This is a genomic window from Nocardia sp. NPDC058244 (assembly GCF_042882065.1).
Classification (GTDB): Bacteria; Actinomycetota; Actinomycetes; order Mycobacteriales; family Mycobacteriaceae; genus Nocardia.
Genome location: NZ_JBHVWX010000001.1, coordinates 1,184,232 through 1,207,376 on the forward strand (window position 1 = coordinate 1,184,232; position 23,145 = coordinate 1,207,376).

General features: G+C 67.2%; 21 protein-coding genes. 7 read left to right on the plus strand and 14 right to left on the minus strand.

Features of this window, described 5'->3' with window-relative positions; all coding sequences use genetic code 11:
• Positions 1-169: 169 nt before the first annotated feature.
• Both ACFVW6_RS05525 and ACFVW6_RS05530 read right to left on the minus strand, forming a co-directional pair.
• Positions 170-1,153, minus strand: coding sequence for an LLM class F420-dependent oxidoreductase (locus ACFVW6_RS05525; protein WP_378823425.1), 984 nt, complete (start codon positions 1,151-1,153; stop codon positions 170-172).
• A gap of 45 nt (positions 1,154-1,198) precedes the next feature.
• On the minus strand, positions 1,199-2,389 hold the full coding sequence (locus tag ACFVW6_RS05530; RefSeq protein ID WP_378823423.1) for an FAD-dependent monooxygenase: 1,191 nt from the start codon (positions 2,387-2,389) through the stop codon (positions 1,199-1,201).
• A 114-nt stretch (positions 2,390-2,503) separates the two neighbouring features.
• Here ACFVW6_RS05530 and ACFVW6_RS05535 point away from each other — a divergent pair, with 114 nt between their 5' ends.
• Positions 2,504-3,229, plus strand: a complete 726-nt coding sequence (locus tag ACFVW6_RS05535; protein ID WP_378823421.1) for a TetR/AcrR family transcriptional regulator — start codon at positions 2,504-2,506, stop codon at positions 3,227-3,229.
• A gap of 45 nt (positions 3,230-3,274) precedes the next feature.
• A complete protein-coding gene (locus ACFVW6_RS05540; protein ID WP_357343042.1) occupies positions 3,275-3,694 on the plus strand; it encodes a limonene-1,2-epoxide hydrolase family protein in 420 nt (139 codons plus the stop codon).
• Between the two features lie 12 nt (positions 3,695-3,706).
• On the opposite strand, the gene ACFVW6_RS05545 is transcribed toward ACFVW6_RS05540, so the two are convergent.
• Positions 3,707-3,979: a hypothetical protein gene (locus ACFVW6_RS05545; RefSeq protein WP_355276521.1), complete on the minus strand. Its 273-nt coding sequence runs from the start codon at positions 3,977-3,979 to the stop codon at positions 3,707-3,709.
• A gap of 306 nt (positions 3,980-4,285) precedes the next feature.
• Between ACFVW6_RS05545 and ACFVW6_RS05550 the strand changes: the two genes are divergently transcribed.
• The 3 genes from ACFVW6_RS05550 (at position 4,286) to ACFVW6_RS05560 (ending at position 7,401) form a co-directional block, all read left to right on the plus strand.
• Positions 4,286-5,659 (plus strand): PhoH family protein, encoded by a 1,374-nt coding sequence (locus ACFVW6_RS05550; RefSeq protein ID WP_355276519.1) that lies wholly within the window; start codon positions 4,286-4,288, stop codon positions 5,657-5,659.
• A 185-nt stretch (positions 5,660-5,844) separates the two neighbouring features.
• Positions 5,845-6,468: an LGFP repeat-containing protein gene (locus tag ACFVW6_RS05555; protein WP_378823418.1), complete on the plus strand. Its 624-nt coding sequence runs from the start codon at positions 5,845-5,847 to the stop codon at positions 6,466-6,468.
• Between the two features lie 78 nt (positions 6,469-6,546).
• A complete protein-coding gene (locus ACFVW6_RS05560) occupies positions 6,547-7,401 on the plus strand; it encodes an acyl-ACP desaturase (RefSeq protein WP_357343046.1) in 855 nt (284 codons plus the stop codon).
• 50 nt (positions 7,402-7,451) lie between these two features.
• Here the strand turns inward: ACFVW6_RS05560 and ACFVW6_RS05565 are convergent, their stop codons facing one another.
• From ACFVW6_RS05565 to ACFVW6_RS05575, 3 genes are all read right to left on the minus strand, one after another.
• Positions 7,452-8,855 (minus strand): class II fumarate hydratase, encoded by a 1,404-nt coding sequence (locus ACFVW6_RS05565; RefSeq protein ID WP_378823416.1) that lies wholly within the window; start codon positions 8,853-8,855, stop codon positions 7,452-7,454.
• A gap of 81 nt (positions 8,856-8,936) precedes the next feature.
• Entirely contained in the window at positions 8,937-9,341 is a 405-nt protein-coding gene (locus ACFVW6_RS05570; protein WP_355276511.1) for a type II toxin-antitoxin system VapC family toxin, read from the minus strand.
• Positions 9,329-9,595, minus strand: a complete 267-nt coding sequence (locus ACFVW6_RS05575; protein WP_355276509.1) for a type II toxin-antitoxin system prevent-host-death family antitoxin — start codon at positions 9,593-9,595, stop codon at positions 9,329-9,331. Before ACFVW6_RS05575 ends, ACFVW6_RS05570 begins: the two co-directional genes overlap by 13 nt.
• 115 nt (positions 9,596-9,710) lie before the next feature.
• On the opposite strand from ACFVW6_RS05575, the gene ACFVW6_RS05580 reads away from it, so the two are divergent.
• Positions 9,711-10,847: a Fic family protein gene (locus ACFVW6_RS05580; RefSeq protein ID WP_378823413.1), complete on the plus strand. Its 1,137-nt coding sequence runs from the start codon at positions 9,711-9,713 to the stop codon at positions 10,845-10,847.
• 459 nt (positions 10,848-11,306) lie between these two features.
• Here ACFVW6_RS05580 and ACFVW6_RS05585 read toward each other — a convergent pair whose 3' ends face one another.
• The 5 genes from ACFVW6_RS05585 to glpX all read right to left on the minus strand — a co-directional run bounded on the left by ACFVW6_RS05585 (position 11,307) and on the right by glpX (position 19,354).
• Positions 11,307-11,663 (minus strand): hypothetical protein, encoded by a 357-nt coding sequence (locus tag ACFVW6_RS05585; protein ID WP_378823411.1) that lies wholly within the window; start codon positions 11,661-11,663, stop codon positions 11,307-11,309.
• Between the two features lie 106 nt (positions 11,664-11,769).
• Positions 11,770-17,199 carry a putative T7SS-secreted protein gene (locus tag ACFVW6_RS05590; RefSeq protein ID WP_378823410.1) on the minus strand — a complete coding sequence of 1,810 codons (5,430 nt, stop codon included), beginning with the start codon at positions 17,197-17,199 and terminating at the stop codon, positions 11,770-11,772.
• 3 nt (positions 17,200-17,202) lie between these two features.
• Positions 17,203-17,802 (minus strand): hypothetical protein, encoded by a 600-nt coding sequence (locus ACFVW6_RS05595; RefSeq protein WP_378823408.1) that lies wholly within the window; start codon positions 17,800-17,802, stop codon positions 17,203-17,205.
• Complete coding sequence (locus tag ACFVW6_RS05600) at positions 17,802-18,269, minus strand: hypothetical protein (protein WP_378823405.1); 468 nt, start codon at positions 18,267-18,269, stop codon at positions 17,802-17,804. Before ACFVW6_RS05600 ends, ACFVW6_RS05595 begins: the two co-directional genes overlap by 1 nt.
• Positions 18,270-18,310: 41 nt before the next feature.
• Positions 18,311-19,354, minus strand: coding sequence for a class II fructose-bisphosphatase (gene glpX / locus ACFVW6_RS05605; RefSeq protein WP_019048976.1), 1,044 nt, complete (start codon positions 19,352-19,354; stop codon positions 18,311-18,313).
• A 124-nt stretch (positions 19,355-19,478) separates the two neighbouring features.
• On the opposite strand from glpX, the gene ACFVW6_RS05610 reads away from it, so the two are divergent.
• The gene (locus ACFVW6_RS05610) at positions 19,479-20,045 is read left to right on the plus strand and encodes a DUF4245 domain-containing protein (protein ID WP_357343062.1); all 567 of its coding nucleotides are present in this window, start codon (positions 19,479-19,481) and stop codon (positions 20,043-20,045) included.
• A 1-nt stretch (position 20,046) separates the two neighbouring features.
• Here ACFVW6_RS05610 and ACFVW6_RS05615 read toward each other — a convergent pair whose 3' ends face one another.
• From ACFVW6_RS05615 to xseA, 3 genes are all read right to left on the minus strand, one after another.
• Positions 20,047-21,483 carry an FAD-binding oxidoreductase gene (locus ACFVW6_RS05615; protein ID WP_378823403.1) on the minus strand — a complete coding sequence of 479 codons (1,437 nt, stop codon included), beginning with the start codon at positions 21,481-21,483 and terminating at the stop codon, positions 20,047-20,049.
• A gap of 83 nt (positions 21,484-21,566) precedes the next feature.
• Positions 21,567-21,812 (minus strand): exodeoxyribonuclease VII small subunit, encoded by a 246-nt coding sequence (locus ACFVW6_RS05620; protein ID WP_378823402.1) that lies wholly within the window; start codon positions 21,810-21,812, stop codon positions 21,567-21,569.
• 2 nt (positions 21,813-21,814) lie between these two features.
• Positions 21,815-23,116, minus strand: coding sequence for an exodeoxyribonuclease VII large subunit (gene xseA, locus ACFVW6_RS05625; protein ID WP_355276492.1), 1,302 nt, complete (start codon positions 23,114-23,116; stop codon positions 21,815-21,817).
• Positions 23,117-23,145 lie beyond the last annotated feature (29 nt).

The window sequence follows — 23,145 nt, forward strand, 5'->3', positions numbered from 1 at the left end:
CCTCCCCGATTCTCTCGTTCTGTTTGTTGGACGCACGAACTGTCGATTCGGTTCCCCCGGATTTCGGAGTGCGACGAACGCGTGTTCCGGTCTGCCAACATAGCCGCCCCGCGGTGCCGCTGTCGGCGCCGCGGGGCGGGCTCATGCTTCCGAACGAGAAAAGAGGTGGTCAGCCGACCAGGGGCTTGAGCGCCCGCCCCGCCGCCTCGATGACACCCGGCTCGTGTCCGTTGGTGATCATGTTGACGATGACGCCGTCGATGCCGTGGTCGAGGACGCGGGTCTGGATCTGCTCGGCGACCTCGTCGGGAGTGCCGACGAACTGACGGTCGGCGGGGGAGTTGCGGATTTCCGCCGGGGACAGGGCGGACAGGTCGATGCCGGCACGGGCGAGCATGTCGGACTGGAGTTTACGGGCGCGGTCGCCGTCTTCGTCGGCGATGACGAAGGCGAGGAAGCTGGTCTCCAGGGTGGCCGGGTCGCGGTCGGCCTCGGCGCAGCGCTGGTGCAGGGCCGCGACCTTCTGTGGCAGCAGCGAGGCGTTGCTGATGATGTTGAGGTGATCGGCGAAGCGGGCCGCCAGCGCGAAGGTCTTCTTCTCACCGCCGCCGCCGAGCATGATCGGCAGGTCGTCGCGCACGCGCGGCTCGTTCATGGCGTTCTCGGTGTGGTACCAGGCGCCGTCGACGGTGGGCCGCTGTCCGTGCAGCATCGGGGCGATGATCCGCAGCGCCTCCTCCAGCCGCTGGAAGCGCTCGGTGAAGGTGCCGAACTCGAAGCCGTACTGCTGGTGCTCGAGCTCGAACCAGCCCGCGCCGATGCCGAGCACGGCCCGCCCGCCGCTGACCACGTCGAGGGTGGTGACGGTCTTGGCGAGCAACGCCGGATTGCGGTAGGTGTTGCCGGTGACCAAGGCGGACAACTGGATTCGCTCGGTCGCGGTGGCCAGCGCGCCGAGCGCGGTGTAGGCCTCGAGCATCGGCTCGTCCGGCGCGCCGATGCCGGGTAGCTGGTAGAAGTGGTCCATCACGAAGGCGGCGTCGAAACCGGCCGCTTCCGCCGCTCTGGCCTGCGCGATCACCGTGGGGAACAGCTCGCGCACCGAGGACGTGTTGCTGAAGTTGGGCATCTGGTAACCGAGACGAATGCTCATACCGGCGACGATATGACCTGGAGTGCACTCCAAGTCAAGGCCTCGTCAGGCCTCGGTGTAGGAGACTCGCGCCGGGTAGTCGATCAGGTCGATGTCGTTGGCGGCCTTGTCGCCGTACTTCAGCATCATCGAGAAGGCGCGTGAGCCGAGGAACCGGTTGCGGACCTTGATCCCGAGCGCGGTCTTCGGCGCGAGGAACGGCCCGGCGTTGCTGTTGCCCGCGATCTTGGCGTAGCGCTTCATGATCCGGTCGTAGGCGGCGAACGCGGTGACGTGGTCACCGTCGGCCACGGCCAGTTCGCCCGCGAGCACGTACGCGCCGACCACGGCCAGGCCGGTGCCGAACCCGCCGAGGGTGTTGCCGTAGGCGGAGTCGCCGACCAGGGCGACGCGCCCCCGCGTGTAGGCGCCCTTCATTCGCACCTGGCTGATCGAGTCGAGGTAGATGTCGTCGAAGCCGGCCAGGTCGGCGAGCATGCGCGGAAGGTGCCAGCCGATGCCCGCGTAGGTCTGTTCGATGATGCGCCGCTGGGCGGCGATGTCCTCGCGGGCGTAGTCGAGCGGCCCGGACGCGAACATGTACAGCTGCTGGGCCTTGGAGCCGCCGTCGATCGCGAGCTTGCCGGGGGAGTTGTGGGCGTATCCCCGCGCTCGCTCGCGCGGGCGGTTGGTGTCGCTCCACGGGCTCGCGCCCGCGACGCAGTAGTAGTGCCCGAGGTGCCGCACGAACTCGTCTTCCGGACCGAACGCCAGCTTCCGCACCCGCGAGTGGATTCCGTCGGCGCCGAGCACGAGATCGAAGGTGCGCGGAGTGCCGTGTTCGAACTCCACCCGCACGCCGGCGGCGGTGTCGGTGAGCGCGGTGACGGTGTCGCCGAAGACGTACTCGCAGTGCCGCTCGGTCCGCCGGTACATGATCTCGGCCAAGTCGCCGCGCAGGATCTCGAGGTCGCCGCCGGTGAAGTCGCCGGAGAGGAAGGCCAGCTCGCGCTCGTTCTCGTCGACGAAGACGACATCGGTGGTGCCGGTGCGCCGGGCACGGACCTCGTCGAGGATGCCCATCCGCTCGAGCACGGTCAGATGCGTGGCGCCCTTGAAGTCGACGGCCTGGCCGCCGGGGCGCGGACCGGCGGCGCGCTCGACCACGGTGACGGTGCAGCCGTAGCGATGCAGCCAGTAGGCCAGGGCGGGGCCTGCGATGCTGGCGCCGGAAATGAGAACGGTCAGGTTGCGCATGGTCTGCTCCTCGGCTCGGGATCTGTGTCCGATGGAATCTGTATCCGGTGGACACGAATAAGAGTATGGTAGACACAGTTTTGCGTCAACCGGAATTCTCGAGAGGATGGATCGATGCCGCCGCCGACCACCGTCGAACTGCTGTGGGGTACCGCCCCACGCCCCAAGCGCGGGCCCAAACCCGCGCTCACCCTGGACGGGATCGTCGCCGAGGCGATCACGCTGGCCGACGCCGACGGTCTGTCCGCGCTATCGATGCAGCGGCTGGCCGAACGGCTCGGCTTCACCAAGATGTCGCTGTACCGGTACGTGCCGGGGAAAGAGCAGCTCACCGCGCTGATGCTCGACGCGGCGATGGGCGACCCGCCCGCCACCGGCGGCGCGCCCGCGCACTGGCGCGACGGCCTGCGCGCCTGGGTGGAGGCCATCTTCGAGCGCTACCGGGCCCATCCGTGGGTCATCGAGCTCACCCTCGGCATCCGGCCCATCGGCCCCAACGAGATGAGCTGGACCGAGGCCGCGCTCACCGCCCTCGACGGCACCGGCCTGACCGGCCCCGAACGGCTCGACACCATCGTGCTGCTCAACGGGCACGCGCGCAGCCTGGCCCAGCAGGTCGAATCGGTCGGCGGCGGCGATTCGGCGATCCAGTTCACCGAGCAGTTCACCGCGATGATGGACGCCGCAGGCGACCGGTTCCCCGCGGTCAGCGCGGCCTTCGCCGAGGAATCCGCGGCGGCCGCCGCGCCGTCAGCCGCCCCCGGCGCCGCCTTCGACTACGGCATCGAGCGCATCCTGGACGGGCTCGCGGTGCTGATCGCGCGACGCGCGGATCGGTAGCGCCGAGGTCTGGCCTGCGCCCGGCGAACGTCCTAGGCTCGCCTCATGACCGACCAACCGGAGCTGCCGGAGGACGCCGTCACCGTCGTGCGCGAGTTCTTCGCCGCGCTCGAACTCGGCTCCGTCGACGAGGCGCTCGACCTACTCGACCCGGCGATCGTCTGGAAGAACACCGGACTGCCGACCGTCCGTGGCAAGGACCGGGTCGCCACGCTGTTGCGCGGGCTGGACCGGCCGCAGCTGGGGTTCGGGGCGGACATGCACCACATCGCGGGCACCGGTGACATCGTGCTCACCGACCGCACCGATTATCTGCGCGCCGGACCGGTCCGGATCGGGTTCTGGGTGAGCGGCACCTTCGAACTGCGCGAGGGCCGGATCGTGCTGTGGGACGACCACTTCAGCATGGGCAATGTGCTGCGCGGCACGGTCGTCGGGGCGGCGCGGGCGGTGCTGCGCCGCTGAGCCCGGCCCGGACTACCGGTGCTTGCTCAGGTAGTCCAGGTAGGTGGGCCGCAGGACATCGGCCAGTTTGCCGTCGCCCGCGTGGATGTAGTCGTCGATCATCGGCAGCACGTACTTGATGTCGGCCTCGCTCTCACCGAGCTCGCCCGCTTCGGCCTGGGCCGCCGGGATCGACTTGAGCAGGTTCCACAGGAACTTCACGTCGCCGCGCCGCACGGCCGTCTTCACCGCGCGATCGTGCAGTTCCTTCGACGACAGCTTCTCCAGATCCTGGTCTTCGGCCATGCCTCGACTCTAGCGCTCGGCGACTCACCTGGCGCGGATCCGCTGCGTCGGCGCCGGTTAACGACAAATTCACGGACACGTGCGGCTGTCCGGCAGCGCGGCCGGGAGATGGACGGTAGCGTCGGTGATGCGGGTCGCGTCGGTGTGACTCGTACGGGAGGTCCTGACCGTGACTGAGCAACTCAGTGCGAGAGGGCCGGCACCCGGCCCTCGTGGCGGTTGACCAGCGCGTCACCGCCTACCAGGACGGACCGGTCCAGCGAGATCGTTCGCGCGGGTGCCGTGCGAACACATAAGGAGCCCACCGTGACTGCTGCACGCTCCGTTTCCGCCCCCGCGATGCACACGGCCTCGGCCTCGAAGAAGGGGGTCCGCCCCTCGCGTTCCGGTCGCAAGACTTTCATCGTCGACACCTCGGTCCTGCTCTCGGATCCGTGGGCCGTCACCAGGTTCGGCGAACACAAGGTGGTTCTACCGCTGGTCGTGATCAGTGAACTGGAGGCCAAGCGACACCACCACGAACTCGGCTGGTTCGCCAGGGAAGCCCTGCGGATGCTCGACGACCTGCGGGTCAACCACGGCAGGCTCGACCAGGCGCTGCCGATCGGCACCGAGGGCGGCACACTGCAGGTGGAGCTCAACCACACCGATCCGTCGGTGTTGCCCGCCGGATTCCGTTCGGAGACCAACGATTCCCGCATCCTGGCCTGCGCGCTGAACTTCTCGGCCGAGGGCGAGGACGTGGTGCTGGTGTCCAAGGACATCCCGCTGCGGGTCAAGGCGAGCGCGGTCGGCCTGTCCGCCGACGAGTACCACGCCCAGGACGTGGTCACCTCCGGCTGGAGCGGCATGGTCGAACTCGATGTCGCGGGCACCCAGATCGACCAGCTCTACGCCGATTCGGTGATCGACCTGGACGAGGCGCGGGAACTGCCCTGCCACACCGGGATCCGGCTGCTGGGCAGCAGCTCCAGCGCGCTGGGCCGGGTCACCGCCGACAAGCGGGTCCAGCTGGTCCGCGAGCGGGAGGCGTTCGGCCTGCACGGCCGCTCCGCCGAACAGCGGATCGCGCTCGATCTGCTGCTCGACGAGAGCATCGGCATCGTGTCGATGGGTGGCCGGGCCGGCACCGGAAAGTCGGCGCTCGCGCTGACCGCCGGGCTGGAAGCCGTGCTGGAGCGGCGGACCCAGCGCAAGGTGGTCGTGTTCCGGCCGCTGTACGCGGTGGGCGGCCAGGAACTGGGGTACCTGCCCGGTTCGGAGAGCGAGAAGATGGGCCCGTGGGCGCAGGCCGTCTTCGACACGCTCGACGGGCTGGCCAGCCGCGAGGTGATGGAGGAGGTGCTCAGCCGCGACATGCTCGAAGTGCTGCCGCTGACCCACATCCGCGGGCGCTCGCTGCACGATTCCTTCGTGATCGTCGACGAGGCGCAGTCGCTCGAGCGCAATGTGCTGCTGACGGTGCTGAGCCGGCTGGGCACCGGCTCCCGCGTGGTGCTCACCCACGATGTCGCCCAGCGCGACAATCTGCGGGTCGGCAGGCACGACGGCGTAGCCGCGGTGATCGAGAAGCTCAAGGGGCACCCGCTTTTCGCGCACATCACGCTCACCCGTTCCGAGCGCTCGCCGATCGCGGCGCTGGTGACCGAGATGCTCGAGGAGTACGGACCGAACGCCTGATCGCTCGGCAATCAGGCCGCGTCGCGGCCTGAATCCGTTTGATTACGGCGAACTGTGGGTATTATCCGCCACGACACCAATCCAGCAACGGCTCGGCGAACACTGTTCCGCCGGGCCGTTGCGGATGTCGGCCAGGCTCCATTCCGGGGGCGTGCCCCCGGGGGGCCACTCGCGAGAGGATGGATATGAACCACTTCGCTCGACGTACTGCCGCAGGCGGCGCCGCGGTTCTCGCCGCTGCCGGACTGTTGCTCGCCGCGGGTTGCAGCGACGAGGACAAGGACAAGGCCAACGACACCGTCGGCACCGTGACCTCGGTCATGGGCGGCGCCGGGTCGACCACCACCATGGACCACGGCGGGATGACGACCACTCCCGGCGAAGGCGCGGCGACCACCACCCCCGGCGAAGGCGGGATGACCACCACCGCGACCGCGGCGGGCGGCTCGACCACCATCTCCACCCCGAACGGCGACATCACCGTCTCCGGCGAGGTCTACAAGAAGTACGTCGCGGTCGGCGGCGCGAGCAGCCCGCTCGGCGCCCCCGAAGAGCCCCAGGAGAGCGGCCCCAACGGCGGCCAGTACCAGGACTTCACCGGCGGCACCATCTACTGGAGCAGCGACTCCGGCGCCCACATCGTGTGGGGTGACATCCGCGAGACCTGGGAGGAACAGGGCGGCGCCAACGGCCAGCTCGGCTACCCGACCAGCGACGAGACCAACACCGCCAACGGTGGCAAGCAGAGCGAGTTCACCGGCGGCACCATCGTCTGGGTCAACGGCGAGACCACGGTGACCACGAAGTAGCTCGTGCCCCGGTCCGGCGTGGGGACCCGATCGCCCCGTAGGTCCCCGCGCCGACGGCCGAACCACTATGTTGTCGGGGTGCAGAAAACTTTGACCGACCGTGAGCTGCTGGATTCGCTCGCGGATGTGGTGGAAACCAACCTGGCGCGGCACACCGAGGTGGCCGAGGGCTGGCAGCCGCACGAGTTCGTGCCGTGGGCCGACGGGCGCAACTTCGCCTTCCTCGGCGGCACCGACTGGACCCCCGAGCAGTCCGAGCTGAGCGCGACCGCCGAGCTCGCGCTGACGGTGAGCGTCCTGGTCGCCGACAATCTGCCCTCCTACCACCGGGAGCTCGGCAAGCATCTGCGCACCGGTCCGTGGTGGCGCTGGGTCGGCCGGTGGACGGCCGAGGAGAACCGCCACGAGATCCTGATCCGCAACTACCTGATGGTGACGCGCGCGGTGGATCCGGTCGCGCTCGAGCGGGCCCGCATGGCGCACATGACCGAGGGCTTCAACCGTCCGCCGCTGCACCTGATCGACGTGCTGGCCACCTGTGCCTTCGAAGAGCTCGCCGCCGCGATCCGGCACCGCAACACCGCCGCGCTCGGGGAGAACCCGGTCGTCACCGCCATCGCCGAGAAGCTGGCCGCCGACGACGAACTGCAGGCCGACTTCTTCGCCGTCCTCGTCGCCGCCGCCCTCGACCTGGTCCCCGACCAGGCCGTGCGCGCCATCGCCGACCAGGTCGCCGCCTTCCGCGTCCCGCACGTCGACCTGCCCGGCGGCGGTTCCAGCGACGAAGCCCTGGCCGCGGCGGGCATCTACGACCCCGCCAAGGAAGGCGAGCTGGTGTTCAAGCCGCTGCTGCAGCGCTGGAACATCTTCACCCGCACCGACTTCAGCGAAGAAGGCGAGAAGGCCCGCGCCGAACTGGCGCACCTGGCCTGAGCTTTCGCGCGAACGGCCGTCACCTCGCGAGGTGACGGCCGTTCGCCGTTTCAGTCGCGGTCCACGTTGGCCATCGCCAGCACGTCGAGCTTGCTGTCGAGCTCCTCGACCGAGAGCTTGTCCGGGGTCAGGCCCCGGTCGATGACCGTCTGGCGGATCGTCTTCTTCTCGCGCAGTGCCTGTTTGGCGACAGCGGCCGCCTCCTCGTAGCCGATGGCCGAGTTGAGCGGGGTGACGATCGACGGCGACGATTCGGCCAGCGTGCGCAGATGCTCCTCGTTGGCGACCAGACCGACGACGCACTTGTCGGCGAACAGCCGAGAGACGTTGGCCAGCAGCCGAATCGACTCGAGCAGGTTGCGCGCCATCACCGGGATGTAGACATTGAGCTCGAACGCGCCGCTCGCGCCGCCGAACGCGATGGCCGCGTCGTTGCCGACGACCTGCACCGCGACCTGCGTGACCGCTTCGGGCAGAACCGGATTCACCTTGCCCGGCATGATCGAGCTGCCCGGCTGCAGATCCGGCAGCTGCAGCTCGCCGAGACCGGTCAGCGGGCCCGACCCCATCCAGCGGATGTCGTTGGCGATCTTGGTCAGGCTGACCGCGATAGTGCGCAGCGCGCCGGAGGCCTCGACCAGCCCGTCGCGCGCGGCCTGGGCCTCGAAGTGATCCTTCGCCTCGCGCAGCGCGTCGATTCCGGTGCTGCGCACCAGTTCCGCGACGACCTTCGTGCCGAAACCGGCGGGCGCGTTGAGCCCGGTGCCGACCGCGGTGCCGCCGATCGGCAGCTCGCCCAGCCGCGGCAGCGTGGCCAGCGCCCGCTCGATGCCCGCCTCGATCTGGCGGGTGTAGCCGCCGAACTCCTGCCCCAGCGTCACCGGCACCGCGTCCATCAGATGCGTGCGGCCCGACTTCACCACCGTGCGCCACTGCTCCGACTTGTCCAGCAGCGCGAGGCGCAGATGGTCCAGCGCCGGAACCAGTTCGGTGATGACGGCCTCGGTGGCGGCCAGATGCGTGGCGGTGGGGAAGGTGTCGTTGGACGACTGCGACATGTTCACGTCGTCGTTGGGGTGCACGCTCACCCCGTTGCGCGCCGCGATCGAGGCGATCACCTCGTTGGCGTTCATATTGGAACTGGTGCCCGACCCGGTCTGGAACACATCGATCGGGAACTGATCATCGTGGCGCCCCTCGGCGATCTCGTTCGCCGCCGCGATGATCGCGTCCGCCTTCCCCGGATCCAGCAACCCCAGATCCTTGTTGACCTGCGCGCAAGCCGCCTTCAACAGCCCCAGCGCCCGGATCTGCGCCCGCTCCAACCCCCGCCCACTGATCGGAAAGTTCTCCACGGCCCGCTGCGTCTGCGCCCGCCACAACGCGTCGACCGGAACCCGAACCTCCCCCATCGTGTCGTGCTCGATGCGGTACTGCACGTCGTCATCAGCCATGACTCGACCCTAGGACGATCCCACCCCGAATGGGGTCCCCACACCCCCGCAAAATCCCACACTCCGGCGGGGAATACGCCATCACCCGACCAGGCGGACGTCTACTCCGGGAAGTGCGCCGAAATCGGCGCGTTTGTCGGTAGTGACGACGGTGCGCCCGGTCGCCCGCGCGGTCGCCGCGATGATCAGATCGTGCGCACCTCGGGGCGACCCCGTACCCCGGACGTAAGTCAGTAGCTCAGCATGATGCTCGGCGACCGAGTCGTCGTAAGGGATGCTCGGCACGATGGCCCGGAACTCGGTGAGGAAGGCTCGCGCGCTCGCTTGCTTGGCCGGGTTCGTCTGACCAGCCAGCCCGGTGAGGTACTCCGCGATGACGACCGCCGCGACGGCGACGTTGTCGTCATCGGCGATGACATCAGGGAGGGCGACAGTGCCACGATCGATGGCGATCAGAATGCCGGTATCGAGGATCAGTCTTCCCATGGATCGCTGTCCGCGTCGGCGCTCGCGTATCGGTCGATCGACTCGACCGCAGCCTCGAACTCCGCATCCAAACCGATGTGGCCCGCCCACTGCTTTGCCAGCTTGTTCAGGCTCTTACCGTTCGCCCGCGGCGCCGGAACGAGGCGCGCCACACACACGCCCTTACGGGTAATGACGAACTCTTCCCCCGCCTCGGCCTCATCGAGAACCCGCGCGAACGCCCGCGCGGCCTCGGTCGCACTGATCTCCTTCATTTAGTCAGGGTATCAGAATCTGATAATCAGATCCATCTCGGCGCCAGGTCGCAAGGCAATAGATCGCATCTGGGCGCTGATTGACGTAATGATCGCGTCAATGCATCATTAGGTGATGTTGTTCCCCACGCCGCGGCTGAATGGCCAGGACGAGAAAGTGCTGGCCGAGGTCGACAGCATGCGGGAACGACTTCGGCGCCAGGTGCAAGGCGTTCCGGCGAAGTGGACCGGTGGGCTGCGGAAGTTCCTCACCGCTGACGCGGTGGCGGCTTCGAACTCGATCGAGGGATTCAAGGTCTCCACCGTAGACGTAGAGGACCTGATGGCCGGTGAGCAGGACGTCGATGTGTCCGATGAGAATCGGGAGGAGACGCTCGCTTACCAGCGGATGATGACCTACCTGCAAACGCTTCATGATGCCCCGGACTTCCGTTTCAGCAAGGGGCAGCTGAACGCACTGCACTGGATCCTGCAGGGTCACCGGCACACTTCACGCAAGCCCGCCGGTCAGTGGCGTTCCGGTCCAGTCTATGTCACCGACGCGCGGGACCCCAGTATCGCGGCCTATACCGCTCCCGATGCAGACGAGGTACCCGTTCTTACGGATGAGCTGGTGGTGTGGCTGAACAGCCCTGACGACACGCACGCCCTCGTACGCGCCGCAATGGCGCACCTCCATCTGGTGTCGATTCACCCCTGGTGTGACGGCAACGGCCGGATGTCGCGGTCCCTGCAAACCTTGCTGATCGCGCGGGAAGGTGTACTGGCGCCGGAGTTCTCGTCGATCGAGGCGTGGCTCGGGCGGCCGGGAAACACCTGGGAGTACTACCAGGTGCTGGCCCGCCGCGGTGCGCACTATCGGCCGGATCAGGACGTCTCCGAATGGATCACCTTCAATCTGCTCGCCTATCACCAGCAGGCACAGACCGTGCACGCGAGGTTCGAGCGGTCGGGGCGGGTGTGGGAGCAATCGTCGGAGTTCGCGGTGAAAACCGGAATCGACGAACGGACCCTGTCCGCGTTGCATGACGTGGCGATGGCCGGCCGAGTTCGTAGGTCACGGTACGGAATGAGCGAAGGGCTGAGCGTGCAGCAGGCCCAGCGAGATCTGAAGGTACTGGTACAGCGCGACATCTTGCGGCCGGTCGGGCGAACGCGGGCACGCTATTACGTTGCTGGGGAAAGCTTTCCGCAGAATGTACTGGAGACGGCCCGAACCCCGATCAGTCTGGTGGACCCGTATCGGTTGTAGCTGCGGTCCTGCGATCGGCTTTGGTGGAGAAGGCCGATTCGACTATGAGAATGTCGGGCAAACATTGATCTTGCCAAGTTGGTTACTGAGTGTGAATGCTGAGAAATCAGATCAGTGTGCGCGATGACATTGGAATTGGCTCTCATGGTGCGTTCACGCAACCGGCAGCGGGATAGCCGCCGATTTCGTCAGTCGATTGACTGCATTTGGGGTGGCGAACACATAGAGCGGCAATCCTTCTATGATCGTGGAAGCTTCCGTGCCTCGGAGAGGTAATTCATCGTCGATGACTCGAATTTCGTAGTAGTATGGTGGATGTGCAGGTCGCACGCGAGCACTGCCAAGAACCGGGCTATTTCGGTGCCCGTTACTTGCCTACGCTATGATTTTTCGCTGCGGGCTTGGTTGGGAAAATGCGCCTTTCGGTCGCATCTGGACTGCTGCTCGATTGCGATAGGTCTAATCTGGCGTGGTTTTGCCCGCACCGAACATCTGCATCCAGTGAAGAAGTTGTGACGCTTCGAGGTCGGCTAGTAGAAAAGTGTAGTAGCCGTCCTCGTTGGCAACCTCTATCATCAATAAATCGTCGTGCGGATAGGTCGTCAAGAAATCGACAAGATCCTCGGTCAGTCTCGTGAGCGTGGCGTCGCCGCGAGTGTGTTTTAATCTCCGCTTGTAGATTCGAAGCAAGCTCGGTCTGGACGCGGGGTGCGCACCTATTTCCGATGCCTGACGTATTCGGGCGAGTAGGTTCGGATCGGCAATTCCTCTTGGGATGGCGTCCGCTACCAGGTGCTCCAATGCCTCTCGGTCCATGCTCTATCAAGCCTTCCTGGGCATGTTGTTAGCGGTATCCACACCACCGGGCGTCTGGCCATGTATGGCCCGATATCGCTGGCTGTCTGTCGGGCTTCTCTTTGTGCTATCTGGTGGATCGCCAAGGGCCACCAAGGACTCTGACATCGGCGCCTGTGACGGTGCCCATGATCGTAACTTCCGACTCGGCGTACGGGTAATTTATTCCGCCTACGCGATGGTAGTCGGGACCGTCTGCGTTCGGGATGCGCATGACCACGCCAGGGCCGGGCAACTCGGTTGCTGCATCGAGTGCGACGTCATCGTAGTCGGTAGTCCACGAAGTGTAGGGGCTTTCGGTTTGGCCACCTACGTGGCCTTGTGCAGAGTTGGGTCCGCCGCGGGGTTCCGCAATACCGTCGAGGGCATTCTGATACATTCGCTGGAATTCTTCCGGGTCAAGTGGTCCCTGATGAGGGACGCCACGGTACAAATATGGCTCCTGTTCCGGGCTCCATGAGCCACCATTCGTATTGCCGCTGTAAACATCGGGAGTAAGTCCCAGCGGGTCTGCCCATCGTGAAGTATTTCTCGGATAGGAGTTCGGGTTATCCGCGGGTATTAGGCCGAGAGGATCGGATGTTAAGAACCGGCCGGAAGACGGATCGTAGGTTCTGAATAGGCTGTAGTGCAACCCGGACTCGATATCGTGATACTGGCCGGGAAATCGTATTCTTGTAGTGCGGCTGCCACTCCAAATTGTTTGTCCCCAGAAATCGCTCTGCCCTCGGGCAGTGATCGTGCAGGTGTTGGGATCGACCAACTCCGACAACGTCCCAGGGTGGCCCTCTAGCATAGTGTCTAGAGAGAGGTTTCGTTCTTCGGCTCGACATAACTGGAGGATCGGTCTGAAAGTTCCAGGTTGGTATGTCCAAAGGGTGGTGGACCTTGAATCCGGTGCGCTCTCTGAGACAATTTTTGTCCCGTCCCAATGGTAGGAGGTCGTGGACGAGATGTTTTGATTATCCCGTCCAATGTTTTGCTTCTCGGTGCGCCTACCGACCGGATCGTAGGAGTAATGCCACCATTCCTTTTCTGGCGTGTAAATATCTGTCAGTTGGCCGAACGCATTGTAGCGATAGTGCCAAATTATTGGTTTGTAGGAGTCCCGGGTGACTTTGCGGATCAGGCGGCCAGCGGAGTCATAGTGGAATTGGGTGCGGCCATCACGGACGAGGAGATTGTTACGGTATTCGCGGCGGTCGCGGGATGAGGTTGGGGTGTTGGGTGTGAGAGCAGACGTGATGTTGGAGAGCGCGTCGTAGGAATACGTCTCGGAAAGGGTGCCGTTGTCGGCGATAGCGGTGACTCGGCCGATGGAGTCGAGGTCGTACCTGCGGTGAGTGGGGGCAGTGTCGGACCGGGTCGTGGTGTGGGCGGCGAGGAAACCGTCGGTGCAGTAGGTGTATTCGTCGTGGCGAATGACAAAGGGATCTGGGCGGGGCGGGGTGTCTCCGAAATCGAGGTTCAGGCCCATGGAGGGGAAGCCGGTGACGGTTTGGGAGGCGAGTTGGTTGGTCGGGGTGAAGGTGCGGTCGATCTGTACTTCGCCGATACGCCAGCCGGTCAGACGGCTTGCAGGGTCGTAGTTGAAGGTGATGCGTTCGCCGTCGGCGTCGAGGCTGGCGACGCGGTTGAGCGTGTCGTGGTTCCAGGTGGTGACGGCGCCGCTGGGGGTGGTTCGGCGGATGCGGCGGCTGCGGTGGTCGTAGTCGTTGCGCATCGGGGGCTGGTCGTCTAGTTGTTCGGTGGCGACCTGGCCGGTGGGGGTGTAGGTGAAGCGGAGGGTGTGGGTGATCGCTTCGGCGGTGCCGTTGACGGCGGTGAGGACGCGGCCTGCGGGGTCGTAGGTGTTGCGGATGTATTCGCCGGTGTCGGCGGTGATATCGAGGAGGTTGCCGAGGTTGTCGTAGGTGTGGTGGCGGGTGACGCCGGTGGCCGGGGTGACCGTCGCGACCCGGCCCGTGGAGGTGTACGTGTAGCGGGTCGTGGCGCCGGTGTAGTCGGTTTCGGCTTCGAGGCGGCCTGCGAGGTCGTATTCGTAGGTCCAGCGTTGGCCGAGGGGATTGATGACGGCGGTGAGGGCGCGTTCGGTGTTGTAGAGGTAGCGGTGGACCGAGCCGTCGGGGTCGGTGCGGGTGGAGACCTTGTCGAAGCCGCCGTAGGCGTATGACGTGATGTGGCCGGCTCGGTTGGTGTGGGTGAGGAGGTTGTTCTCGCCGTCGTAGGTCCAGGATTCCGCGTAGCCGTCGGGGTCGACGCGGCGGGCGGGTCGGCCTTCGGGTGTCCACTCGTAGGAGGTGACGGCGCCGAGTTGGTTGGTGACCTGGATGGGGCGGCCGAAGGTGTCGCGTCGGATTTCGGTGGATGCGCCGTAGGGGTCTGTCACCTTGACCGGCAGACCCGCGAGGTCGACGTCGATCTGGGTTCGGGCGCCGTCGGGGTCGCGGATTTCGGCGACCGCGCCGCCTTCGTGGTGGCGGTACTCGGTTCGCGCGCCGGCGGGGTCGATGACCGCGACGAGGTTGCCTGCCTTGTCCCACTCACGGTGCTGCGTGGTGCCGTCGGCATTGGTGACGGTCGACGGGCGGTTCGGGTAGGCGTAGTCGATGGTGATCTGGCGACCGTCGGGTCGGGTGATGACGGCGACATCGCCGTCAGCGGTGTAGTTGTAAGTGGTTGTCGCGCCGTCTGGTTCGCTCACCGAGAGCGGCTTCCGGGCCGCGTTGTAGTCGATGTGCCGGTGGCCGCCGTCGGGTGCGCGGAGATCGCGCAGACGTAGGTCGCTGTCGAATCCATAGCCGGTGACTGCGCCCCGGGAGTCGGTCATGCGGGTCAGGCGACCGGTGCCGTTGCCGAATTCCAGGTATTCGTATTCGGCGTCGAAGACGCCGTTGGTGCCGCGCTGGGAGACCACCCGGCCGGACTCGTCATAGGTGTTGGTGACCCAACTGCCATTGGAATCGGTCCACGACAGCATGCGGTGCTCGTCGTCGTAGTCGAAGCGCGTGACGCCCCCGACGCCGTTCGTGACGGTGGTCAGGTCGCCGTTCTCGTAGCCGAATTCGCGTACCGGAGTAGAGGTTTCGACGCCATCGAGTTCGCCTGCCACGGAGATCGCGGTGACCCTGCCATCGGCGGAGTCGAGGACGACGCGATAGCCGCCGGAGTGGGTGACTTCGATCGGATCGCCATTGTCGTTGTAGTGGAAGCGGATCCGGTTGTGGTGGCGGTCGGTGATCGCGGAGATCGCGAAATTGCCGAGCAGCGTGTCGAGGCCGTCGAGTGTGGGTTCGGGTGCGAAATGCCAGACCAGTTCGCGATCCGGGTCCCAGAGCCGGTACCCGCCGGTGTCGGTGCGGGTGAGCTTCCAGCGTTGTCCGCCGGTGATCGGTTCGACGCCGACGCCGACTTCCGCGTGCGGATAGGCGAGCAGCATCCCGTCTTCGAAAACGACCGTGACACAGTCGTCGTCGACAACGACGCGCATGTCCAGCGTGGCGGACCACGAAGGACCGAACCAGCGGCCGAACCGGTAGTTGGAGTGGTGAGCTCGCTTGAGGGCCAGGCGCAGGACACCGGGGAGATCGATGTCTGTCAGGGGGAGGAGGAAATCGCCGGTGGCGATCTTGACCGGATCACCGGCCTTGGGCGTTTGGTCGTCGGTGGCGGTCTTCGCGGGTCCGTCGGTCTGGGCGTCGTCGCCCACGCTCGGCTTTCCATCTCCGCCTCGGTCGTTGCCGTCCCGGTCGATCAGGTTGTCGGAATTGTTCGGGGCGCCGCTGTCGGGACCGTTGTGCGCGCCAGGCTGGGTGTCGCCGTCGGTGTCACCCTGGTGGTTTCCCGCGTCGTCGGTGTGGGGAGCCGCGTTGTCGGGGTTTGTGGGCGGCGCGTTGTCGGGATCCGGGGATGCCGCTCCCGGCGAATCCGATTCGGGCTTCCCGTCGCCCCGATCGTTGGGGACCTCCGGGTCGGGCTCGGGACCGTTGTCCGCATCGCCGTTGTGTGGAGCTCCGTCCTCGCGAACCGGCGGGGCATCGGGGTTTGTGCCGGCTCCCGGGCTTTCCGGTGTGGTCGCGGGTGCGGGCGATTCGGGGGAGCCGTCGCGGGGTGCGGGTGCGTTGTCGTCGAGCTTCGGGGATTCCGGATCGTTGGCGCGAAGGTTGTCCGGTGCAGGCACATCCGGGTCACCGCCGTGCCCGGCGGGGTTGGTCGGTGCTTCCGGGCTGGGGTTCGCCGCCGGGGCGTCGTTCGCAGGAGCCGCGGGGTTCTCCGGCGCATGGGCCGCGGGCTGGGTCTTGGGTGCCTCGGGGACGTCGTGCGGCGCGTTTCGGGACGCAGCACCGGCGGTGTCGTCGATGACATTGCGCCCGGCATTGCCGAGGCGCGCGGCCTCGGAAGCCTTGTCGACCACATTCGCGCCGGCTTTGGCGGCACCACCGGCACCACCGGTCGCCACGGTCATCAAGGCGTCACCGGTCAGCGCGCCGAGCGCTTCGGAAGGGTTGGTCTTGAAGCCGGACAGCATGGCCGACGCGGTCGCTTTGGGATCGGCGGCGGCCAGCACCATGCCGGTGCCGAGATCCGACATCTTCGACAGGTACTCGGCGGGATGGGTGGCGTTGTAGGCGTCGATCGGTGAGATCGATCGCACGAACTGGACCATTCCGGTCAGTGAGGTCAGCAGGCCGGACGAGAAGTTGAGTTTTGCCTGGTCCAGCGCCGCGCTGAGGTCTTCGAAGTTGCTGCCCCACCGGGACAGGAATGGTGGTTCGGTGGGCGCGGTCTCGGTTGCCGCGGCGATCGCGGCGACGGCGGAGTTCGCGGCGTTGTCGCGTTGGGTGCGGGCGCCGGTCAGGATCGCCCTGGCCTCGTTGCGGATATCGGTCCAGGTGTCGGTGAGGTTCTTGCCCTTGCGGTCCTCGTCGGATTTCGCGTTCCACTCGTTCTTGCGGTCGCGTTCCTCGCGGTCGGCGGCTTCCCACTTCGCGATGGCGTCGGAAGCTTTGGCTTGCGCGGCGGTGACTTCGGCCGACCACGCGGCCAACGCGGTCTTGGCCTTGCCCATCGCGTCCGCGCCGTCCCACCACAGCTTGGGCTGCTTGGAGTATTCGTCGTGGAAGGCGGAGGCCGCAGAACCCGACCAATCGGCGACATCGATCTTGCGCAGTGCGTCACCGGTCTGATCGATCGCGGTTCCGATGGTGCCCAGGTGCTCGGCGACCTCGTTGATCTTGGCTACGTCACCGCGGATCAGTTCTTTGGGATCGGTGGTTTCGCCGAGTTCTTTCTCCGGCACCGAGCCGCCGGTGGCGTCGACGATCTTGTCGCCCAGATCGTCGAGGAAGTTCGACAATCCGTCGGCACCGACGGCTTTCGCGACCTTGGACTCGGCATCGAGGACGGTGTTGTAGACCTGGCCGACCTTCTCGGTGGCGCTCTCCAGCCCGTCTTCGATCTTGTCACCGAGGTCGTTGAGGAAATCCCCGATACCCATGAACTATTGCCCCCCGGCCTTCTGCCTGTCCTCGTTGATCTGGGTGACCTTGGCCGCCACGCCGGTGTCCAGCGAGTACGCCTTGTCCGGATTGGTCGCGAGGTACTGCCCGACCTGGCCCAGCGTCGACACGTTGTCGCCCATATGGGAAAACGCTTCGGAGAATGAAGCTCCGCTGTAGTTGGGATCGGCGGCGAGGTTCCACGTGTTCTCGCTGAGGACCTGGTCCCAGGACTTCTTGTCGATTTCCTCGTCGGTGAGATGCGGGTTACCGGCGAGGTGGGTGAACATCTCTTTGAGCGTGTTCGAGGCCTGCTGGTCCATGAGGTAGTAGCGGCCGGCGGACAGGTCGAGAACCTCGGCGATCTCGTTGCCGGATTGCACCAGCGCGCGCACACCCCACGACCAGCGCTCGGTGAAGGTCTCGAACGTGGCTTGCACGTTCGCCTTTCCCGCTTCCATCGCCGACATCGTCAATTGTGAGAATCCCCGACCCACCGCGCCGGTCTCGCCGACACCCAGTTCCGAGAGCTCGCTGATGATGCTCGTGATACCGGTCGCGGCCTGGTTCAGCAGGGCCGGGTCGACATTCAGGTCCGACATCAGCCGTGTCCGTGGCGGGTCGGTTCTTCCGTCATCACCGGAGGGAAGACCATGGGTGCCGCGGACAGCATGTCGATCGCTACGCCGGTCGGGTCCGTCTGTGCGGCGGCGAACTCACGGAGGCGGATGCCGAGGAAGGTGTGGAATCGATATTCCTGCTCGGCGACGACTCCGCGTGTCGTCATGAAATGCGCGTACTCGGCGACGCCGGTGAACGCGCATAACCACTGCACCGCACCGGATTCGAGTGTGTACACCCGATCTTCGGGGCCGATCAACGGCACGAGCAGGGCTGAGGATTCGAAGGCTGCCGACAGCTCGGTCGGAGCGCCGAACCCGGCGTAGAACGCGGCGATCTCCGAGCGCAACCGCCCGGAATCCACGTCGATGACACTCATGTCGGTTCCCCCCCCCATCCCCTGGTACCCCTGCAGGCCACCGTAGTGAACTGTGCGGGGATCGATCAAGGACAGGGCCGCGCACCCCGGGTGCGCGGCCCGTCACGGGATCAGGGGAGGGGCGGGTTGGCGCTGTCGTCGCCGTCGAAGTCGACGGAGGAGTATTCGCGGAGCTTGGTGAGGCGGTGGTAGGCGTCGATCATGCGGACGGTGCCGGACTTGGAGCGCATGACGATCGACTGGGTGGAGGCGCCGCCGCCGAAGTAGCGGACGCCGCGCAGGAGGTCGCCGTCGGTGACGCCGGTGGCGCAGAAGAAGACGTTCTCGCCGGCGACCAGGTCGGTGGTGGACAGGACGCGGTCCAGGTCGTGGCCCGCGTCGATGGCCTTCTGGCGCTCCTCGTCGTCCTTGGGCGCGAGCATGCCCTGGAGTTCACCGCCGAGGCAGCGCAGCGCGGCGGCGGCGATGATGCCCTCGGGGGTGCCGCCGATGCCGACCAGGATGTCGACGCCGGACTCGGGGCGCGCGGCGGCGATGGCGCCGGCGACGTCACCGTCGGAGATCAGGCGGATCCGGGCGCCCGCGTCGCGGGTCTGCTGGATGATCTCGGCGTGCCGGGGGCGGTCCAGGATGCAGACGGTGAGGTCGGACACCGAGGACTTCTTGGCCTTGGCGACGCGGCGGATGTTCTCGCCGATCGGGGCGGTGATGTCGATCGAGCCCGCGGCGTCCGGGCCGACGGCGATCTTGTGCATGTAGAACACGGCCGACGGGTCGAACATGGCGCCGCGCTCGGCGACCGCGAGCACCGAGATGGCGCCGGGGGAGCCCTTCGACATCAGCGTCGTGCCGTCGATCGGGTCGACCGCGAAGTCGACCTCGGGACCGGTGCCGTCACCGACCGCCTCGCCGTTGTACAGCATCGGCGCTTCGTCCTTCTCGCCCTCGCCGATGACGACGACGCCCTGCATGGAGACGGAGCTGACGAGCTGACGCATGGCGTCGACGGCCGCACCGTCGCCGCCTTCCTTGTCGCCGCGGCCGACCCAGCGGCCCGCTGCCATCGCGCCTGCCTCGGTGACTCGGACCAGCTCGAGTGCGAGGTTACGGTCGGGTGCCTCGCGGCGGCTGGGGGCGGGCGATGATGCCGTCATTGCGAAGTGCCTCCTTGGGCGTTGGTGTACGGGGGCAATTGTCGCATTAGGATCGGCACGCCCGTGCACGACCTGCGATGCCCCGTCGGTGGCCTGGTCAGAGCCCGAGTGGATACTGGTAGCCGTGGCCCAGCAGAAGCACCGGATCTTCAACGACTATCGCGACCTGTTCTGGTCGCTGATTCCGCTGGTGCTGATCGCCATCGTGCTGGCGGGCGCGGCGAGCCAGTGCACCGTCGCGACGAACGGTCCGACCCAAGGTCAGATCCCGCATTTCGACGCCGACGCGGCCTTGAAATCCGACGCCAAGACCCTGCCGTTCGCGATCCGCAAGCCGGAGCTGCCGCAGGACTGGGTGTCTAACTCGGGCAGCCGCGACACGATCGTCAGCTCGGGCGGCGGCCCGGTCAGCACCGTCGGCTACCTGACTCCGCAGGGCACCTACATGCGGTATTCGCAGACCTCCGCCTCCGAGGAAGCCCTCGCCCGCCACGTGCTCGGCTCGCGGTACGCCACCGGCACCCAGGACATCGCCGGGCAGAAGTGGGTCGTCTACACCGAACCGACCGAGGAGACCGCCTGGATCACCGATCTGGGCGGCGTCCGGATCCTGATCACCGGCGCGGGCAACGAGGCCGCGTTCACCACGCTGGCGCAGGCGGTCACCACCGCGCAGCCGCTGTCGAAGTAGCTCAGCGGCCTGCCGTGTCACTGAGCCGGTAGGTCCAGCCGGAGGTGGGCAGGGCCGTCGAGGTCGTGATGACGTCGGTGGCGAGCAGGTCGTCGACCTTGCCCTGCGCGAGCAGACCATGCGGGTCGAAGGCGCGTTTGGTCGCGATCTCCCGCGGTCCCCACGGTTTCATGCCGCCCGCGCCGAGGACCGGTGTGTGCGGATTGGCGATGGAGAGCCCGGCCCGCTGCAAGCGCTCGGTGATCGCGGCGAGCTGGGCTCGGCTCTCGTAGGCGAACACCGGCGAGCCCTGGGCGGACAGGCTGCCGTCGATCCGCTTCATCTCCACGTGCAGCGGCCCGAGGTCGGCGAACTCCCGGTGCACCCGCACGATCGACGCGTACAGGTCGGCGGGCGGGAACAGCGCCATCAACCCGGTGAGGCGCTCGTCGCGGCGCTGGTAGTGCAGCATCGAATGGCCCCAGGTGAACTCGTAGAGCGGCACGCCGTAGACGCCCTTGCCCTCGAGGCAGCGGTAGCGGACCTGCCCGCCGCACGCGTGCGCCAGATCCTCCACGTTCGGCACCGACTGCACCGCGGCCAGCACCAGCACCATCGCCGCACCGTCGGGGATCAGCCCGGCCAGGCCGGGGAAGTACTGCGGGAGCGGATGCGCGTGGGGCGAGACCACCTTCTTGAGCACCCCGTCGCTGGTGCCGAGGTCGACCGAGAACCGGGCGGCCTGCTCGAATTCCGGGAACGCGATCACCAGCTCGTGCCACTCCCAGGCGGGCGCGACGGGCAGCTCGACCTCCGTGATGATGCCGTTGGCGCCGTAGGCGTGGTGCACGGTGGTGACGTCGCTGCCGCGTAGCTCGACCAGGCGCGGCTGTTCCTCGACTGTCATCACCTCCAGCGCGGTGATATTGCCCGCGTCGCGCAGGATGCCCCACTGGCAGCTGCCGACCCCCGCGTGCCCACCGGCGATGTAGCCGCCGATCGTGGCCTGGTGCGCGGTGGAGGGGTGCATCCGCAGCTCCCAGCCGGACGGGCGGATCGTCGCGTCGATGTCGGCGACCACGGTGCCGGTCAGCGCGCGCACCGAGCGCGGTGGCTGTCGGGCTCGGTCACCGTGCCAGCCGACGACCCCGGCGATGGCGGTGACATCGATCACCGCGCCGCCGGAAAGTGGAACGCCCTGGCCGAACTGGCCGGACCCCGCGCCGCGCACCGTGATCGGAACCCGATGCCGGGCGCACGCCGCGACGGCGACGCGCAGTTCCTCCTTGGTGCGCGGGGCGATGAAGATCTCGGCATTGCGGCCGCGCAGCAGATCACGCAGGACCGGGCTCTGAGCGAACCGGTCCCGGCTCTTGGTGCGCAGCCTGCGCGTGTCGACGGAATGGTCGACCGCGCCGAGTTCGGTGCGCAGTCGGGCCAGCGCTTCGGTGCGTGACATCGCGGTGCCTCCCAGTGCCGTCGAGACGTGCGCACCAGGGTGCCCGCACCGTGTTTCGTCGCCGTAAAGGCGGCGTTGCCCGGCTACTCGCTCGCGTCGTCGGCGTGTGAGATGGCGTCTTCCACGCGCTGGCGGGCACCGGCCAGGTGCTGCTCGCAGCGGGTGGCCAGGGCCTCGCCGCGCTCCCAGAGGGCGAGCGAGTCGTCGAGATCGAGACCGCCCTGCTCCAGCATCTTGACGACGTTGACGAGTTCGTCGCGGGCGCGTTCGTAGCCGAAGGCGGCGATCTCGGCGAGGGTGTCGGCGGGCTCGGTTCCGGCGTCGGGCACGGTCAGTTCCCCTTGTCGTTGGTGGGTGTCAGGCGCTGGGTGCCGAGCGCGGCGGCGGTGACGGCGCCGTCGGCGACGCGGATGCGGAGCTGGCTGCCCGCGGGGGCGTCCTCGATCGCGCGGACCACGTGCCGGTCCTTCCCGGCGACGCGCTGCACGACAGCGTAGCCACGGGCCAGCGTCGCGGCCGGGCCGACGGCGGTGAGCTTCTCACGCAGGTGCGCCGCGGCGGTCGACTCGGTGCGCAGCGTCTGCTCGACGGTGCGCCGGGCCGCCAGCCGCAATCGCTCCACCTCGTCGTGGCGGTGCCGCAGCTCGCGCAGCGGATCGGCGAGCACAGGGCGCGAGCGCAATTGGGCGATGATGTGGGTCTCGCGCTGCACCCAGCCGCGCAGCGCGGCGGCCGAGCGGGCCCGCATCTCGCGCACGCCGGCGAGTTCGGCGGCGGCATCGGGGACGATCCGTTTGGCGGCGTCGGTGGGGGTGGCGGCGCGCACGTCGGCGACGAGATCGCTCAGTGGCGCGTCGGGTTCGTGCCCGATCGCGCTGACGATCGGGGTGGTCGCGGCGGCGATGGCCCGGCACAGCGCCTCGTCGGAGAACGGCAGCAGGTCCTCGGTGCTGCCGCCGCCGCGAGCGAGCACGATCACGTCGACGGCCGGATCGCGATCGAGGGCGGCCAGCGCCTCCAGCATCTGCGGCACCGCCGTCGGGCCCTGCACCGCCGTATTCTTGACGACGAAACGCACCGCGGGCCAGCGATTCTGGGCGACGGTCAGCACGTCGCGTTCGGCCGCGCTCGCCCGCCCGGTGATCAGCCCGACCGTGCCGGGCAGAAAGGGCAACGGCCGCTTGAGCCGTGGATCGAACAGCCCCTCCGCCGACAGCAGCGCCTTGAGCCGCTCGATCCGGGCGAGCAGTTCGCCGATGCCGACCGGCCGGATCTCGGTGACCCGCAGCGACAGCGTGCCCCGTCCGGTGAAGAACTGCAGCTTGCCGTAGACGACCACCCGGCTGCCCTCGGTGAGCGGAACGGGACTGCGCCGCAACAACTCCGGATCGCAGGTCACCGACAGCGACATGTCCGCCGAGGTATCGCGCAGCACCAGGAAGGCGGTGCGGGTGCCGGGCCGCAGACTGATCTGGGTGACCTGGCCCTCCACCCACACGCTGCCGAGCCGGTCGATCCACTGCGCGACCTTCACCGCGATCGAGCGCACCGGCCACGGCTGCTCCGCGGAACTGCCCGGTGCGCCCGCGGCGGTGTCCGCCGGGGCGGAAGCGCCGGAGCCGTCCTCAGTCATACGTCAGGTATACGCGGCGCTGCCGACAC